This is a genomic window from Vibrio rhodolitus (assembly GCF_003350325.1).
In the GTDB taxonomy this organism is placed as follows: Bacteria; Pseudomonadota; Gammaproteobacteria; order Enterobacterales; family Vibrionaceae; genus Vibrio; species Vibrio rhodolitus.
Genome location: NZ_QLYZ01000004.1, coordinates 230,699 through 246,888, shown reverse-complemented (window position 1 = coordinate 246,888; position 16,190 = coordinate 230,699). Strand labels below are relative to the sequence as shown.

Genomic DNA, 16,190 nt, shown 5'->3' with positions numbered 1-16,190 from the left:
GGCAGGTCACCGAGTTGTTTTGATTTCGCCCGCAGCGCTTATTTTCTTAGCTGCCTATACGGCAGGTCACTGTTAACTATAGACTATAACCGTCTGATCATCTGATCAAAGCCCATAAATCCATGAAATTACCCTTTTTCTAACACCTCTTGTAACTCACTGTTTTATGGTTAAATAAAAACAAACTGTAAAAAAGGGTTAAATACTAAGATCAGGGACGGTTCCTCTTTTTTCTTGATTCGTTGCAAGGCCATAGCTGTTGAAATTAGGTTGTTCTCTAGAATCTACGAACTCTTTTTGAACATGTAATATGTATTCCTGACCAGACGAACCGCTTGAAATTGGTACACGGTGGAAGTGGTCGACGACTCGTTCTTCTTCAGCAACGGGAATATATTCCGTGGCTGATAATTCAGATCTCGCGTCAGCTCTCACCATACTACGTTTCATCCGTCGTTGCTTGGAAGCAATAAAACTTTTTCCAATCGTCTGATTACGTACAAACCTGACTTCAGGTGTACCTTCAGGAACCTCATACACTTTTGATACTTCAAAGACGCCCTCTTGCTCCATCATTGAGAAATAAGGCTGAAAAGAGAGCCCTAACAACATCTCTTTATCTTCCATAACAAACGCTATGTTGTCGCCAATATCCACTGCATTCCAATGGGGAAAACAAACCCCTACTTTATTCAGAGCTTGTGGGTTATTAACCATAAACATATGCATCTGTTGAATGCAGCGACCGGCCAAAAGTCCAAAGTCTGCATGTGAAGGAATGTAGCGTATCGAAAAATAGTATCGTTTGGTCATCAGTACCACCTCATTTCGATGTACTATTCGAGCTATTGAACAAGCCACCTTTGATAAGTACCGACATAATAAAATGAACATCATTGGGTACAGTTTTAGACTTATCCATTTCATCTATCCATGCTTCGGTATGGCGAATTAACTGGTAGAAATCATTGCCAGTTTGAGTATGACGCCTCGCAATAACGTATTCTCGATCAGCACCATATTCATTCACCCTCAATGGCTTATCTGCCTCTTCGTGCCACCAATCATCAATTGACTGCAATGCTGCGCCAATTTTTTGCGCATGAAAGGCCGCCGTCTCTTGTCCATCGCTCAGACGAACTTTTGCTAATTGTTTAGTTGGTACGCCATCTTGTCGAGAATCCAAAAATTCCTGACTTGGATACACCTCATCCCCACGCCCAACCGACAGTAACGCCTTCACATCCATATAGTAATATTGCGTTGAATCAGACAGTGCACGAGACAAGTAACTTGCCAACTTTTCTAAACTCTGCGTAGATTGTTCATCCCAATTGCCGTACCAAGATAGCTTAGTTGCATTATCGATAACAATGGTTTCGCCATCACTCGTTATCACTTCAATCGCGATACCACGACACTCTCTATTTCGCCATAGCCAAGTCCCCAGCAGAATGTTTTTGGCGTATCTTTCAGCAAGCTCTTGGTATCCATTTAGCTCTTTATAACGAGTGGCTAGCAACGTCAATTGCTGACGGACCCCCTCATCATTACACACATCAGGATGTAGCGAATTGGCCTTAATGCGAAGTGAAAACTCACAGACTATTTCGTTGGTACTCGGTGGAACGTAGCACTCTTCAATAAACTGAGGATTCGCATAAGCTAAATCTTGAGGGGCTACATTCTTTTGAGTGAACTTACTGCCTTTATACGCTTCCGCATAACCACCTTTTGGTGCCCGTAAACGCGTTTTGTCGATAGCCAAAGGACACATATCACCGCTGGATGTTAGATAGTAAAAACACGCCTTACCCGCAGAAAGTGACCTGACATAATTCAATTGGCTACACAATTCCATAAGCGACTCATTCCTATGATTTTTTAATAAGAATAGTTGTAGGACTGCATTCTAGCGACCAGAACGCCAGATCAAAAAAATGATCGCTTCCAGCAAAACGCATGTCTATTGGGTTTACTTGCTCTGCCAGACCTAATGTATTTTCTGCGTAAGCGTGCAGATCGTTAAGAGCATTCTTTCTCGGTGTTGGCAGTTCCAATAAATGGTAGCCATTGGAAATCGGAAGACAGCTCACGTCTTCTTGTAGCATTAATTCCAGTTCATCAAAAGTTTCGGGCTGCTTCTCTTTGGGGTATAACCATCGCCCATAAGCTGGAAGCCCTTTTAAGGTATTAAACAAGCTAGAACGGCTGTTAAAAATTCTAAACCAATCGATTTTAGACGACATGAGAGGTTGGAATACCGAACCTCCTGCCAATGATAGCGGCAGTGCATTCTTCAGCTCTGAAGAGTAATCCGACATTCTGCCGTTACTTTGAACACGAATAACCAAATCAATTTCCAAGTCCGCGAGTCTATCACCACGAATCGTTGGACGTTTTGCATTTGAAACGGTTTTAGATTTTGCTAGTGAATTAGGTTCTGTCAGCTTCGCTGTTGCGGTGATAGTTTGGCTTCGCACATAAAACGCGAACCCCAAGAAATCACTAGCTACATCAGCATTGGTAAGACGATTAAATTCTCTTTGATAATGGTGAACAAAACCCCAAATTGCGGTCAACGATGGCGCGCCACATAAGTACGGGCAACTCATTGCCAATGCATCTTGCACACGCAATGACGATAAGTAGATATACTGCTCCTCACCTCCAACATATCCCTCTGGCTCAGGCTGACTCAGCCTATCAAGAACCCAAACGATCTGAGCCTTCGCCACTTGCATCAGCTTAGGATGATAAGCATATTTTCGGGCAAATTTGTTCTCTTGAAAGGTTAAATGTAAACGTTGGTTTAATTGACTCGCTAGCGAAGGCAACTCCGCTTCAGGTAAGGTTAAAAAGTCATGAATTAACCGATCGCTTTCATGAATAATTCGCTCTCGTTCATTACTATCTGCACGATCTCGCAACTCAATCACAGGCAGCATCCACAGAGCGATCTGCTTTCTCAACATCTTGCTTTGGTCTTTTCGTGCTTTCGCTCTTTGTTTATGGGTTTTAAGTGGCTCTGCACCTGTTAAACGATTTAGGATTTCGCAAATTTTGGCATTCGTAACTTGGTAATCATCAAAATACCGTTCACTCTTTTGTCTGTTCGCTGCTAATGTCTGTTTATCGAGTAAATCATTTGAGATGGATTCAACATCTAGAGGGTAATTCAACACTTTCATGTGACCACCCACACTGCCACACAAATTGCCAATGCTTGCTGAATTAGGCAGTGACATAGTCACAAACTTGAGATTGCTCTTATAGTCTCGTTGACGATGTTCAAGCTCAGCTTGCATAGCATGACTAACAACGGGCGTAACAGACAAATAGTCGTTGTTCCAAGGGAACCGCTGCTGTTTAGAATAGGTATTTACTTCGGCTGGCAATGTTGTTGATGAAAGCTGTAATTCTATTTCTGCGCTAAGAAGCTCAAGTGATTTGGCACTCAAACCAAACGCTTGCAGTAATTCTAACCAAACCGGATTTTGCTGCTGGATTAAGCTAACAATACTGACGAATTGAAACTGCCAATAGAAAGGGTTCAATAGCCAAATTGTGTGCTTGTAAACTGCCGAATTGTGAGACCAACCTAAGCTTGGTGGTAACTTAGCACTTGAAATAAAAGCATCAGCAGCGGTAAGAGGTTCGCCAATGATCCGTTGCTCACTGACACGGCAATCTGGATACTTCAAATTATGGGTATGAAACCACTTTATTTCGCCTCGTGACTTATCGATATTCTCTTGCTGGCTCAGGTAACTTTTAGCTTTTTCGGTATCCAACCAATCGCTGCATGGTGCCCCTTTATGATGAGCACTTAAGTTAAGCAATACAGTTAACGCCTCTTCCTCACAGCCATCAATCTCGATATTGTCAGAATAAGGCATAAACACTTTTTTTAACGTAGCCTGTTTTAGTGCCTTATCTTCAATTGCTAATACGTCACTCAGTTTCATCATTATCACTGCTCCGAATCACCACTGTGGAAGATAAACATTCAGACCATCGCTTTCTGAGCACATTCGCGTCAGCTTCGTCTCCACCACACTTCTCAACGTAAATGCAGATTCATGGCTAGCGATTTTAGTGTGCATTTTGGGCCGGATAGCCGCTTTGATTTCACCAAACTCATAGAGCCGATACACTTCATCGGTAGTGCAAGAAAGTAACGTCGATGCTTCTAATGGGCTAAGCAGAACATCTGCAATATTGCCTTTCGCTGATGACGGGTTATCAGCCACTAACCGAGTGAAGTAATGTAATACTTCAACGAGCACGTTGTTCTTATTCAACTGTCGACTTGGGAGGTTGCGACACTCTTTGAAAAGCGGCCCAAAAGCCTCTGAGAAAAACACCTGCTTCCATGGCTTAATCCGAATCCATTCTGCTTTTTGGGTAAGCGAATCCAAATCTTGATGCAGTGATTTCGGCCACGCTGCGCAGTATTCAACAAAGGCATCAAAGCTGATGTCTTCCAGTTCCCCATAGCGATTAACGTACCAAAGCAACAAGCCATATCGCTCAGAGATGGTCATCACTTTACTCATTAAGCCAACCATCTCTAAATTCTCCCCAGAAAGCCAGCGAGCGATTAATAGCTCTGACTCTGGCGCGGGCTCCGTCGATGACTTAAGTAAGTTAAAACCACACTCACACCGAGTTGTGTTCTCTGTTGATTGGTATTCCAGTAAGGCATCGCATTCTGGACAGCGATGAATAAGCTTGCAGCCATGCAGCTCACAAGCTTGGTGCGGAATAAAGTGCCAATGCTGGCGGATATAAGGATCTTCAACCAAGCACAAAGGGCAAACAGGCGTGAAGCGTTTTCTCAGAAAAGCAAAGGGGTAGTCCACACCAAAACGATGCACCGCTTTGAAATCAGGAGAGAACTGAGATTTCGAATGGGTAAGAGCAAGCCGCAGCACACCAAAGTTATTGAGCTTTAGCTGGTTTTCGAGGTGAATGAGAATGCGTACTCGCATTTGACTGGTCGTTTGCGCGTGATAAATATTGATGCGATTAAGCTCTAAGGGAAAAGCTCCAGCAATCGCTTCATGCTGATCCATAGTGTTAAACCAGATGTCTTCAGCGAAATGAGAAAATCGCTCGTAGCCCTGCTCCTGCGATATTCGCAGCAAAAAGCTCTCGAGCGATTCATCTGGGTATAACTGAATGTCCGTATTCACATATCACCATACTAAAACTTAGATAATCTAAGTTTTAGTATGGTGTAGTTTGATTTTATTGCCATTAGAAGAAACAACTAATTCGTGAAATGAGACTTCACAGCGTAAAATTCCTACTCAGAACACAAAAAATTAGGGGTTATCTCAGCCCCTAATTAATATCAATTCTCAAGTTTCTCTGCTTCAATACCATACGCTTTCACCGCATCTAACAGCCTTGGAATGTTGTCACCCCACTGGTTTGAAATGGCAATAAGCTCACCAGAAGCCAAAGTGATTAAGTCACATTCCGACGAATGGTAACGGCTCATATGCTTGTCAGCGATTTCCTCAAACAAAGCAACGGCACGAGGCAAGTTATAGTCTTTTAACGCATCCTTGATGACAGATAGGCTTTGAGGATTTTCTTGTTCAATCCAATGTGTCAAAACAGCCAATGCCAAGTTACGCTTGTTATAAACTTGGCCATTAAATCGATATTTCGAGTAATCGCGCTGCCCCTTTTTACTGGTGCGTTGCTCTGCCTGCTTCTCGCGGAATTTGACTTGATACGCTTCAACCTCTGGTACAGGGATGATCTGCTCTGCGTTAATTAACACATCGTCTTTGTAGCGATATGGTGTAAGACGAACACAACTGATATCAATGCCCTTGTCGCGAAGCCAAAGGACGGATGTGGTCAATTCTTTACCAAAATCAGCGGAGGCAAGCACGATACGGACGTCGTTCCCAAAGTCATCCAAACTGCTTTCATCTAAGTCGACAAACTCTAGAATGGTTTCGCGGGCATTGATTTCTAGCCCCTCTTTAGCGATGTAACGCTCAAAGTACTCACAGGCTTTATCAAACGTCATCGTGGAAATCATCGCAGCATAGCGAAGCGCTTGAAGCTCCATGTGTGCACCGATTTCATCGCGTTTCAGCTCAATCACTACCAAGTTAGCGTTGCGGTCAATGGCTAGTAAGTCGATACGTCTGCGGCTGTCTTCCCAGTCGGAAAACTCTTCAGAGATCACGAGGCAGTCTGGGGCAATGGCTTCGATGCAGCCTTTAAGCGCTTCTTGCAGATCCTGACGCTCTTGCAGCCCTTCGGCGGCAAAATTAGTTTGAGCTAAAGCGATTAGGTTTTTGTTTGATATGTTATAGAGGCTCATTGTTGTCCAACACTGAAAAATAAAATTACTTCATAGACCCGAATGACGAAAAGCCAACAATCCAACTATTTGTTCCTTGGTTAGATAGTTGCAACTCTCGACATATAATCTTATAGATTTCTGGTGGAAAACCACCATCAAAATTCCATTCGTCATACCCATTTGTCATTCGGGCTATACCAGAAATAGTTGGGTATTTATTCCCTAGCTTATGTTGAACAATGTAATTTGATAATTGCTTGCTTGTTCGAAAGTTCATCGGTCGCATTTGGCACAACAGAGCTTCCATTTCCGTCGCTTCCTCGATACTCAATTTGTGTTTTGTCTGAATAGTCGTGATTGCAGAGTTGGTCACTATATTTATTTTAGACTTGCTGGCTAAACGCCCAATAAAATTTATGTTCGATTGATATGAATTGTTCCTGACATTTTTGCTACTTGGGTCGAAAAGACGGTCGTCTTGGAAAAGTTTATCGAGAAAACTCAGTTGGGCTTCGAGCCTATCTAACGAATCTGAATGGGTAAAAATGTATGTATTTTTTGGAGTTTTATCGACTTTGTTATACAGCAACCCACGAATATTTAGCGTAACTTTCTGCTGTTCTAGTGAAGCTAATAATTTCGTTAATTGATTCATGTTCAATGTCATTAACAATCGCAGCCTTGTGGCTGCGATGTTTAGAAATAGAGAGAAGTATTACAGCACCTGATCAACAACAGCATCAGTAAGCTGAAGCTGGGTTTGTTGGCTGTCGCGGAGGCATTGTTTTAGTTGGTCGCAAAATGAGAGTAACTCTTTGGTTTTTGCCATCAATCTCGCCTGTTCTCTAACTGGTGGCACTGATACGAGCATGCTCTTCATTAGCGTGCCGTTTACATTCGCTTGTCCACACTGTTGCTTGATATGCGGATCTATCTGGGTTTTTCTGAATAGCGGTGTGTTCATACACAAATTCAAATAATCAGGCATCACGTTATTGAAGCTACAACGGATTCGAATTAGATAAGATGCAAATGTATAAACATCATCTTCTCCTTCAAAGATACCTGTTTTACCTACGAGTTCGGCACTGTTCGTACGGTTATATAGAACGTCACCGAACTTTAGATATAGATTTGGCAAATCTTCGATTTGTGCAGAAACGACTTGGTGCTCTCCCAGAATTACTTTACCAGCCTGAATATCACCCATTTTTAAAACAGGAACTCCGTCTGGTAATTCAGCCACGGTCTTCTGTGAACTGCCATACTCACTCAACAAAGAAACGTCAAAAACTCGAGCCCACTCCCACCCACTAGGCAGTTCAAACGGCTTTTCATCCTCAGCAATCGGTGGCAATGCTTTTTGCTTCTTGATCTTCTTCTCTTTCACCAACTGCGCTTTTTCTTCCGAGATACGTTCGAGCAGTTTTGCCGCAGGTTCATCATTTGGGTCTTGCGGTACCAGCTTACCCATTACTGCCAGTTGCAGGATGGTTTGCTTTAGCAGGTCGATGCTTTGCTCTGTGGTGAACAGGGTATCGAAGTGTTCGCTGATGCGTGCCCAGTTTGCCATCAGTTCGGTGGAGTCTTGGCTGTTGGCGAGCGTTGCCAGCAGCGTTTCTACCAATACCTGATGGGCATCAATGCTGGCTTCGGTTTGCTGTTCCAGTTGGTCGCACAATGCCATTAGCTTGTCGACTTTGGTGACAATGCGGTTTTGCTCCTGAAGAGGCGGTATTGGAACTAAAAGCTCATTAAACTTTAACGCTGAAATACCCCCAATGATCCCTGTCATAGACTCAGAAAACTGAGCATAGAAATAGGGGGCCAGATAGTTCGATAAAATGAACTTCGGCGACACTCCGCCATAAAGCTCATTGGCAAAAAGCTTGTTGCCAAAACATATATCCTCAGTTGCGATGCCACACTTTTTTCCTGCACTTCCACCTTCGGCGCAAACGAGCACAGCATTTTTTCTGGCAATCTTAAACTTGGGCTCCCCGACAGGAATGTGAATCCCATTTTTATAGTCAAGTTCTTGAAAGCCGTATCCAACGTCTTTAGTAGCAATGAATGGCAACCCAACGCCACCAGAGTACTTCTGCTCTTTTACGCGAGCGCTAACACTGTTGCCATTGAATATATTGCCAATTACGCCCAAGCGGACCCACTCCCACCCTTGGGGCAGCTCAAACGGTTTCTCTTCGTCCTCGATGGCGGGCAGCGCCTTCGGCTTCTTGATCTTCTTCTCTTTAACCAACCGTGCTTTTTCAGCCGCAATTCGTTCAAGCAACACAGAAGCAGGTTCATCACTCGGATCTTGCGGCACCAATTTCCCACGGACCGCCAACTCCAAAATCAGCTCTCGCAATTTCTTAATGCCGTACAGCTCGCGCTTTTTGCCACTACCGCGCCCTGAAGATGATTTCGCCTGTACAGCCGATGTCCAGATATCGATATGGTCAGTGATCAGTTGTTCTGCAGACATTACTTCACCTCATCCGCAGCTTGATCTGATGAAGAGAGGGCATTGCCCAGAATGTATTTCAGTTGGTTGCGCAGCTCGGTGATTTCTTGCTGTTGCGCTTGGTAGCTTGCTAGCAGTTCATCTGGGTCATGGCTGACCACTTCACCTTGATACGGGTTTTTAATATCAAGGTTGAAGTTACGGGCGATGATCTCATCAATCGAGACTTTCCACGCGTGGTTGTTTTCTACGCGGCTGACAAAGCCATCCTCTTCTTTGCCCCACCAGTCGATTTCTGCCTGAAACTCTTCAAACTTCATCGGCTTGGTTTTGCTGTAGTTCTTCACGCCCTCTGGATATGGGTGCTCGTAGAACCAAACGTCTTTAGTAGGCTTACCTTTAGTAAAGAACAGAATGTTGGTCTTAATGCCCGTGTAAGGGTTAAACACGCCGTTTGGCAGGCGCACAATGGTGTGCAGGTTACATTCTTCAGTCAGCAGCTTTTTGATTTTGGTTTTGACGCCCTCACCAAACAAGGTGCCATCTGGCAATACCACACCAGCACGACCATTGGCAGGGTCTAACACCTCAATAATCAATTGCAGGAACAAGTCTGCCGTTTCACGGGTTTGCATCTCTGCAGGGAAGTTCTTTTCAATACCGTCTTCTTCGGTACCACCAAATGGCGGGTTGGTCGCAATCACGTTAATGTTGCTGTCCCAACTTGAAAGTGGCTTGTTTAACGTGTTGCCGTGTTTGATTTGTACAGGCACTTCAATGCCATGTAGCATCATATTGGTAATACAAAGCAGGTGCGGAAGTTGTTTCTTCTCCACGCCGTGAATTTGCTTTTGTAGCGTTTTATGGTCAGCTGCGGTTTTCACGTAGTTGTTTTTAACGTGATCAAATGAGCATGCAAGGAAGCCGCCTGTACCCGTTGCAGGGTCCATGATTGCTTCGCCCAGTTTCGGGTCTAATCGGTTAACGATAAAACGTGTGACTGCACGCGGAGTGTAGAACTCACCTGCGTTACCTGCACTTTGCAGGTCTTTTAGGATCTGCTCATAGATATCACCAAACAGATGACGTTCATTAGAATCAGTGAAGTCGATTTCATTGAGTTTGTTGATCACTTGGCGCAGCAATGTGCCGTTTTTCATGTAGTTGAACGCATCGCTAAACGCTTCTTTCACCACATAGCCACGCGGATTGAGATCCACTGGTGCGGTCAGGTTTTTCAGTTTATAAAACAAGTCGTCGTTTACGAACTCAAGCAATGCATCGCCAGTAATACCTTCTGCATCTTGTGCCCAATTGCGCCATAGATATTGCTCAGGGATCGGCGTTTTGTAATCGACCAGCTCTAGCTCTAGCTCTTCTTCTTGAGCATCAAACACTTTAAGAAATAACAACCAAGACATTTGCCCAAGGCGTTGTGCATCACCATCAACACCGGCATCTTTACGCATGATGTCTTGAATAGATTTGATTACTGAACTGATCGACATGGTTTACTACTTTAGCTAACTGAAAATTTGGCGAGATTATATCAGAACTTAGATCGAAGAATTTAAGTGGCAAGCATTAAATTATACGAACGATTATGTTTTAATCACACAAGCGAATACTAAACCAACTTCATACAACGATAATCAAAAATAATGGCTAGATAATGGAAATAGAATGCCCACATTGCCAGGCAGGCAACAAAATAGAGTTTGCTGAAAACATCTCTTGTACTGATTGTAAGAAAAACTTCAAAGGCTATAAATTCAGCAAGCGAAAGCTGGTTTCTGCCAGCGCGGCTTTGTGGGTTGGCGCTGTAGGTGCTTATGCATTAGAAAACGCTCGAGATGAAGAAAGATACCCACTAGAAGTGGAATATGCCATCGTGGATACATGCGTAAATTCTAGCAAAAACATGGTGTCGGTCAGTTGGTATGAAAGTAAGCGGGAAACTTGTTTATGCGCATTAGAAAAAACAGAAAGCGATGTGACATATTCCGACTACAAATCAGATCAAGCTAAGTTCTTTAGTACTTTTAGACAACATGCTAGAGGGTGCTCATAAAAAGAGGCAGCATTATGCTACCTCTCTTTTAAATATTAGCGTTTAGGTGTGTTACCACGCCCCGGACCGGACGGGTTACCGGTTTTACTTGGGTAATTTGGGTTTTGGTTATTCATGATGATTCCTTCTATTTTGATTGCTTTTGGTTGTTAGCAGCAGCGCGCTGCGCACGACCTGCGAAATCACCTTTAGGAACCTGACCGCCATTTTGTTTTGCAGCATTACCTTGGATACGAGCAGCGGCTTCTGGTGTCATTGGAGCTTTTGATTTAGTCATGATTTTATCCTTAAGAAATATCGTTATTAATGTGTCTTCGCTAAGACAAGGTAATATTAACTAAGGGGTTGGGGACCGATGGGGACAGCGAAAAAACAAAAGCAAATTCAAAATGCTTTGGACGCATTGGGCTGGAGCCACCGCCAGTTTGCTGATGTACTCTATGAAGAGCTCAATGATAACAACGATTTTAAAGCAACTGACAAAGATGATATTCGTAAACTTGGTCAAAACATTAAAAAGCAGCTTCAGCGTGACTCTACTCCTGAAGAACGATTAAACCAATACTTACAAATACTTTCTGAACATCCAGATTACCAAGCACTGAACTTGGGCAACATCCTGCCAACCTATGTACCCCATCGCGGTATCGATGAAGGGTTAGCTCTTCAACTCACGCAGCTATCATCTGAGTTAGATGTCTTCGACAAAGACAAAAAAGACCGCTAAATTAGCGGTCTTTAGAGATAACACTGTTTGGCGATAAATACCGATTACGCGGTTTGATAAATCGCCGCTTCTAACTCGTTAACCGCCTCTAAATATTGCGGTTTGCCACCGAAGCCTTTCTTAATGATTTCCGCCATACTGCCAATTTCATTAAATGGGGCAACTTTAAGTACCGTAATATTTTCAACCTCTGTTACGCCTTCATCAGCGTATTTATCTAACAAATTGTTCAGTACTTGCTGCGCGGTATCGCCATACTTGGTGAAGTAATTGCGCTTCTTCACGTTGTCAGCGCGTTCTTTGCGCGTCAGAGCCGGTTGGTCATATACCACATGACAAATCATATCGAACGGGTCCATATCTTTGCCGACTTCATCTTCTAGAGCTTCCCACAAGATACCCGCTTCCGCTAGCTCATCAATAATGGCTTGCTTACGTTCTGACTCATTCCAACGCTTGGTAAAATCATTCAGAGAAGCAAACTGCTTTACCATAGTTTTACGAGTGTAATCTTTGAATGATTCGGTAACTAATTTGCCATCAGAATCATAGTATTGAACACGCTCTGCTAGTGCTTTTACCGCAACACCATTAACGTAAAACTTACGCACTTTGTTTTCATCTTGCCAATCATCACCATTATCGGTACTGCTGCCAGAACCGTTCCCTGTTGACGGAGTTGAACCATCAGGCGATTCCGGTTCTTGAATTGAATCTGGGTCGATATCTTCATCGCCAAATGGGTTATCGGCATCAATATCATCTATGCCATCAATGATGTCATCTAAATCTTCATCATCTTCAAAGTCTTCTGGCTTAGTGACTTTTACACGCTCTGGTGTGCCATCAAAGCGCTCATCTGCGAACAGTTCTGTCGCTTTTTTAAAGTCCAAAATCGTGAACCACAGTTTGCCATAACGATCATCAATACGCGTACCACGACCAATGATTTGCTTAAACTTAGTCATGGACTGAATTCCTTGATCAAGCACCACAAGCTTACAAGTTTTGGCATCGACACCCGTGCTCATTAGCTCGGATGTTGTCGCGATTACAGGGTACTTTTTCTTCGGGTTGATGAAGTTGTCCAACTGAGCCTTGCCGATTTCGTCATCACCAGTGATCTTCATTACGTACTTATCGTTCTTCTTAACCTGCTCAGGGTTTAGATTAACCAATGCGCGGCGCATACGCTCGGCATGATCAATGTCATTGCAGAAGACGATGGTTTTCGCCATAGGATCGGTACGTTTTAAGTAATTGGTAATGGTTTGAGCGACCAATTCTGTGCGCTCATCAATCACCATTGTTCGATCAAAATCTTTCTGGTTATAGATTCTGTCTTCAATCACTTCACCGTGCTTGTCCGTTTGCCCTTTGGTTGGTCGCCAACCTTGTACATCAACATCAATATCAACACGTACGACTTTGTAGGGCGCTAAGAAGCCGTCTTCGATACCTTCTTTTAGCGAATAGGTATAAACCGGATCACCAAAGTACTCAATGTTAGATACTTCATCGGTTTCTTTCGGAGTCGCGGTCAATCCAACTTGGGTTGCCGAACTAAAATACTCAAGGATTTCACGCCATGCGCTGTCTTCAGATGCGCTGCCTCTGTGACACTCGTCAATAATGATGAGGTCAAAGAAATTAGGATCGACTTGCTTATAGGCTTTTTGTTCTTCTTCTGGTCCTGTTAGTGCTTGATACAAAGCTAAGTGAACTTCGAAAGCAGGATCAACTTTACGCCCTGTCACTTTAGTCATAGCAGTACCAAACGGCTGAAAATCGTTGGTTTTGGTTTGATCGACGAGGATATTGCGGTCAGCAAGAAACAAGATTCGCTTCTTAGCTTTTGCTTTCCATAGTCGCCAAATGATCTGAAACGCGGTGTAAGTTTTACCTGTTCCTGTAGCCATAACTAGCAAGATGCGCTCCTGCCCTGCGGCAACGGCTTCAACGGTTTTATTAATCGCCTGCAACTGGTAGTAACGAGGAGACTTACCACTGCCATCATCGTGATAATCTTGAGTGATTACAGGTAAGTGCTCAGTTTTGTATCCCTTCCAAATACAGTATTTGTCCCACAGCTGCTGTGGAGTTGGGAAATCCTCTAAGCGTATTTGGCTTTCAAGTTGAGCTGGGTTGGTTAAATCCCTAAAGATAAAACCATCACCATTGGATGCGAAGACAAAAGGCACCTCTAACAAAGAGGCGTAATCGATCCCTTGCTGCATGCCTTTGCCAATTTCATGTTTGTTCGCTTTTGCTTCCACAACAGCAAGCGGCATACTTGGTTTATGATAAAGGACGATATCCGCTGACTTTACCTTCTTACGGGCTGCCGCTTGACCTCGCACTATGACTTTACCATCACGCAATTTCACTTCTTGACGGATCTGCGTCATGTCATCCCAGCCTGCGTCTTTAATCGCAGGAAGTATGAACTTAGTGATAATGTCAGTTTCAGATAATTTTGCTTTATTAATGCTGGTAACCATACTGCAGACTCAGGAAATCGTTTAGCTGACCAGTATATAACAAAGTTCATATCAAGCCGATAGTATTACCTTTGCTCTCATAGGGTTATACCGTACCTTCATCACATTCTGATTCTCATTTTTAGTTCACTCACAACTAAATGAATGCTGACAGAACTCGTTGCTTAAACGCGCCAAAACGCAGCTCGTCAAACAGTGTCGAATACTCCGTATTGTTGGGCACTGAATCACAATCCATTTGTTGCCAAGTGACGGAACTCACTTGCGTTGATAGATGTTGGTTTAATTCCTTCTTGGACGCTGCGGAAGTATTAACAAAACTCGGTTGATCTTCGTCTTGCTTAACCTTAATGAACATACACGTCTCGGGGATGTCTTGTTCTATTCGCTCAGCAAAACCGACGAGGCTTTCCTCGGCAAACGTAAAAAGCCAAGCTTCTTGATTGGGGCTGTCTGTGACTCTCAATATTCTACCGAGTACTTGTCTGAAGTAGAGCTCCGTCTTAATTGAACTCATATGGCAGCACACTTGTAACCTTGGTATGTCCGTACCTTCGCTGATCATCCCAACGCTGACAATCCATTGAGTGCATCCATGTCTAAAAGTATCTATTTCTTCAAGTGGAGACTCATGATGATAAGTGACAATAGAAGCAGATTGACCAAACTTGTTAATCAATAACTCCTGTATCGCTTTAGCATGCTTAACCGAAGAGGCAACGACTAAGCCGCCCGCTTGAGGCGATTGTTGGCGGATCTGCGCCAATTTTGTACACCCTTCCCCAAGCAAATAGCTCATCGCATCTTCATTATGAATCACACTGTGGTAAGGCACTTCTGATTCTTTAAGTAGTTCTAATATCGACGAAAATGACTGTGTGTCGCCTTTATCAGTGATCGTCAGATGTTCGTTATCCACCAATACAATTTTAGGACGGCGGCAAACTCGATCTTGTATAGCTTGCTTTAAGCCATACTGGTAATCGCAAATCAGTTGCCCTTCCGGATCACTATATTCCGCCATTGCAATCGGCAAAGAATCTGAACGCCATGGCGTTCCTGATAACGCGAGGGTATATCTCGCCATTCCTTTAATATTTGCGAGCACTTGCTCACCCCATACATTCGATCGTCCTTGCTCGTCATAGGAACAATGATGAATTTCATCAAATACAACCAGCACGCGATGCTTACTGATCGTCATCCAAAAATCTTCTCTTAGAAATCGAATGGTTTGATAGGTATAAGAAGCACCTAATGATCCTAAGCCGCCATTAAAAGTACAATCCAACTTCCATGCAAAGGTATGTTGTATGCCTTCAGAGACCACGAGTGACGGAGAAAAGCATAGCACTAGGTCGATTTCACCTCGTATCAGTAATCGCTTAGCTAGTTCGGCAGCCATCACTGTTTTTCCCGCTCCCGGTGTTGCTTGGCAAAAAAAGTGTGCATGGGACATTTCAAACTTATTGAGAGCGGTCTGTACGCACTCCTCTTGCCATATCCTTAACATTCGATTCCTCGAAAACCAGATGCTTTGAGCGCTTTTGAAATAGCATTGATTTTTCCTAGCAAACGGGCAGAGCATTCTTTTGCTTCTGCAAAGAGAGGTAAAAACAGATCCCGCTTTTGTGGAAATCGATTGATCAAAGATTGATACTCTTCAACTTCACCAAGAACGATTGCCAACTCACCTTCATGCTGATTTTTCTCACTCAGCAATATCAAAAGTTCACTCTTCGTTCCTTCTGTATTTGGTACATCTGTAATAGATTGATTTTTAGGTGGTAACATTGTTTTTGCTTCGCGAGCTGAAAAGTCAGTTTGCTTAAATAACTCCGTCTTTTTGTATCTCTTCGCACGGTCTACTCCACTAGAAGCAAGCCATCCTTTGCGTTCAAATGAGAGTATTTGCCTATAGACGTACTTTCTCGCTTCATCCAAATCCATCGCGCTTTGAGTGAGTTGCATCAACGCATCTCTCATCTCAATGACTAAAAAATCATCCATCTCTTTTTCTATCAATAGGTTAAACATATACGCGTTTATTTTCTTGGACTGCTTCATTTGAACATTTACATAACTAAAAA

14 protein-coding genes are annotated in these 16,190 nt (G+C 43.3%); 2 read left to right on the top strand and 12 right to left on the bottom strand.

Going from position 1 to position 16,190, the window contains the following annotated elements:
- Positions 1–198: 198 nt before the first annotated feature.
- The 8 genes from cas6f to DPF93_RS06370 all read right to left on the bottom strand — a co-directional run bounded on the left by cas6f (position 199) and on the right by DPF93_RS06370 (position 10,309).
- Positions 199–813 (bottom strand): type I-F CRISPR-associated endoribonuclease Cas6/Csy4, encoded by a 615-nt coding sequence (cas6f, locus tag DPF93_RS06405; RefSeq protein ID WP_114765382.1) that lies wholly within the window; start codon positions 811–813, stop codon positions 199–201.
- 10 nt (positions 814–823) lie between these two features.
- Positions 824–1,861, bottom strand: coding sequence for a type I-F CRISPR-associated protein Csy3 (gene csy3 / locus DPF93_RS06400; protein WP_114765381.1), 1,038 nt, complete (start codon positions 1,859–1,861; stop codon positions 824–826).
- A 13-nt stretch (positions 1,862–1,874) separates the two neighbouring features.
- Entirely contained in the window at positions 1,875–3,971 is a 2,097-nt protein-coding gene (locus tag DPF93_RS06395; protein ID WP_114765380.1) for a type I-F CRISPR-associated protein Csy2, read from the bottom strand.
- Positions 3,972–3,986: 15 nt separating this feature from the next.
- Positions 3,987–5,198, bottom strand: a complete 1,212-nt coding sequence (locus DPF93_RS06390) for a TniQ family protein (RefSeq protein ID WP_114765379.1) — start codon at positions 5,196–5,198, stop codon at positions 3,987–3,989.
- Positions 5,199–5,359: 161 nt separating this feature from the next.
- Positions 5,360–6,352 (bottom strand): PDDEXK family nuclease, encoded by a 993-nt coding sequence (locus DPF93_RS06385; RefSeq protein WP_114765378.1) that lies wholly within the window; start codon positions 6,350–6,352, stop codon positions 5,360–5,362.
- A 25-nt stretch (positions 6,353–6,377) separates the two neighbouring features.
- Positions 6,378–6,989, bottom strand: coding sequence for a hypothetical protein (locus tag DPF93_RS06380; protein WP_123777520.1), 612 nt, complete (start codon positions 6,987–6,989; stop codon positions 6,378–6,380).
- A gap of 60 nt (positions 6,990–7,049) precedes the next feature.
- Positions 7,050–8,822, bottom strand: coding sequence for a restriction endonuclease subunit S (locus DPF93_RS06375; protein WP_114765376.1), 1,773 nt, complete (start codon positions 8,820–8,822; stop codon positions 7,050–7,052).
- On the bottom strand, positions 8,822–10,309 hold the full coding sequence (locus DPF93_RS06370; protein WP_114765375.1) for an N-6 DNA methylase: 1,488 nt from the start codon (positions 10,307–10,309) through the stop codon (positions 8,822–8,824). Before DPF93_RS06370 ends, DPF93_RS06375 begins: the two co-directional genes overlap by 1 nt.
- A gap of 164 nt (positions 10,310–10,473) precedes the next feature.
- Here DPF93_RS06370 and DPF93_RS06365 point away from each other — a divergent pair, with 164 nt between their 5' ends.
- Positions 10,474–10,872, top strand: coding sequence for a hypothetical protein (locus DPF93_RS06365; RefSeq protein WP_114765374.1), 399 nt, complete (start codon positions 10,474–10,476; stop codon positions 10,870–10,872).
- Positions 10,873–10,999: 127 nt separating this feature from the next.
- Here DPF93_RS06365 and DPF93_RS06360 read toward each other — a convergent pair whose 3' ends face one another.
- Positions 11,000–11,149 (bottom strand): hypothetical protein, encoded by a 150-nt coding sequence (locus DPF93_RS06360; RefSeq protein ID WP_114765373.1) that lies wholly within the window; start codon positions 11,147–11,149, stop codon positions 11,000–11,002.
- A gap of 78 nt (positions 11,150–11,227) precedes the next feature.
- On the opposite strand from DPF93_RS06360, the gene DPF93_RS06355 reads away from it, so the two are divergent.
- Entirely contained in the window at positions 11,228–11,599 is a 372-nt protein-coding gene (locus DPF93_RS06355; RefSeq protein WP_114765372.1) for an elongation factor Ts, read from the top strand.
- 44 nt (positions 11,600–11,643) lie between these two features.
- Here the strand turns inward: DPF93_RS06355 and hsdR are convergent, their stop codons facing one another.
- The 3 genes from hsdR to DPF93_RS06340 form a co-directional block, all read right to left on the bottom strand.
- Entirely contained in the window at positions 11,644–14,100 is a 2,457-nt protein-coding gene (gene hsdR, locus DPF93_RS06350; protein WP_114765371.1) for an EcoAI/FtnUII family type I restriction enzme subunit R, read from the bottom strand.
- Between the two features lie 136 nt (positions 14,101–14,236).
- Positions 14,237–15,613 (bottom strand): DEAD/DEAH box helicase, encoded by a 1,377-nt coding sequence (locus DPF93_RS06345; RefSeq protein WP_114765370.1) that lies wholly within the window; start codon positions 15,611–15,613, stop codon positions 14,237–14,239.
- Positions 15,607–16,167, bottom strand: a complete 561-nt coding sequence (locus DPF93_RS06340; protein ID WP_114765369.1) for a hypothetical protein — start codon at positions 16,165–16,167, stop codon at positions 15,607–15,609. Before DPF93_RS06340 ends, DPF93_RS06345 begins: the two co-directional genes overlap by 7 nt.
- Positions 16,168–16,190: the final 23 nt, after the last annotated feature.

Bases quoted from the DNA above. Each gene is read 5' to 3' on its own strand.
- cas6f (WP_114765382.1), bottom strand. From the start codon at position 813: ATGACCAAACGATACTATTTTTCGATACGCTACATTCCTTCACATGCA.
- csy3 (WP_114765381.1), bottom strand. From the start codon at position 1,861: ATGGAATTGTGTAGCCAATTGAATTATGTCAGGTCACTTTCTGCGGGT.
- DPF93_RS06395 (WP_114765380.1), bottom strand. From the start codon at position 3,971: ATGATGAAACTGAGTGACGTATTAGCAATTGAAGATAAGGCACTAAAA.
- DPF93_RS06385 (WP_114765378.1), bottom strand. From the start codon at position 6,352: ATGAGCCTCTATAACATATCAAACAAAAACCTAATCGCTTTAGCTCAA.
- DPF93_RS06380 (WP_123777520.1), bottom strand. From the start codon at position 6,989: ATGAATCAATTAACGAAATTATTAGCTTCACTAGAACAGCAGAAAGTT.
- DPF93_RS06375 (WP_114765376.1), bottom strand. From the start codon at position 8,822: ATGTCTGCAGAACAACTGATCACTGACCATATCGATATCTGGACATCG.
- DPF93_RS06370 (WP_114765375.1), bottom strand. From the start codon at position 10,309: ATGTCGATCAGTTCAGTAATCAAATCTATTCAAGACATCATGCGTAAA.
- DPF93_RS06365 (WP_114765374.1), top strand. From the start codon at position 10,474: ATGGAAATAGAATGCCCACATTGCCAGGCAGGCAACAAAATAGAGTTT.
- DPF93_RS06360 (WP_114765373.1), bottom strand. From the start codon at position 11,149: ATGACTAAATCAAAAGCTCCAATGACACCAGAAGCCGCTGCTCGTATC.
- DPF93_RS06355 (WP_114765372.1), top strand. From the start codon at position 11,228: ATGGGGACAGCGAAAAAACAAAAGCAAATTCAAAATGCTTTGGACGCA.
- hsdR (WP_114765371.1), bottom strand. From the start codon at position 14,100: ATGGTTACCAGCATTAATAAAGCAAAATTATCTGAAACTGACATTATC.
- DPF93_RS06345 (WP_114765370.1), bottom strand. From the start codon at position 15,613: ATGTTAAGGATATGGCAAGAGGAGTGCGTACAGACCGCTCTCAATAAG.
- DPF93_RS06340 (WP_114765369.1), bottom strand. From the start codon at position 16,167: ATGAAGCAGTCCAAGAAAATAAACGCGTATATGTTTAACCTATTGATA.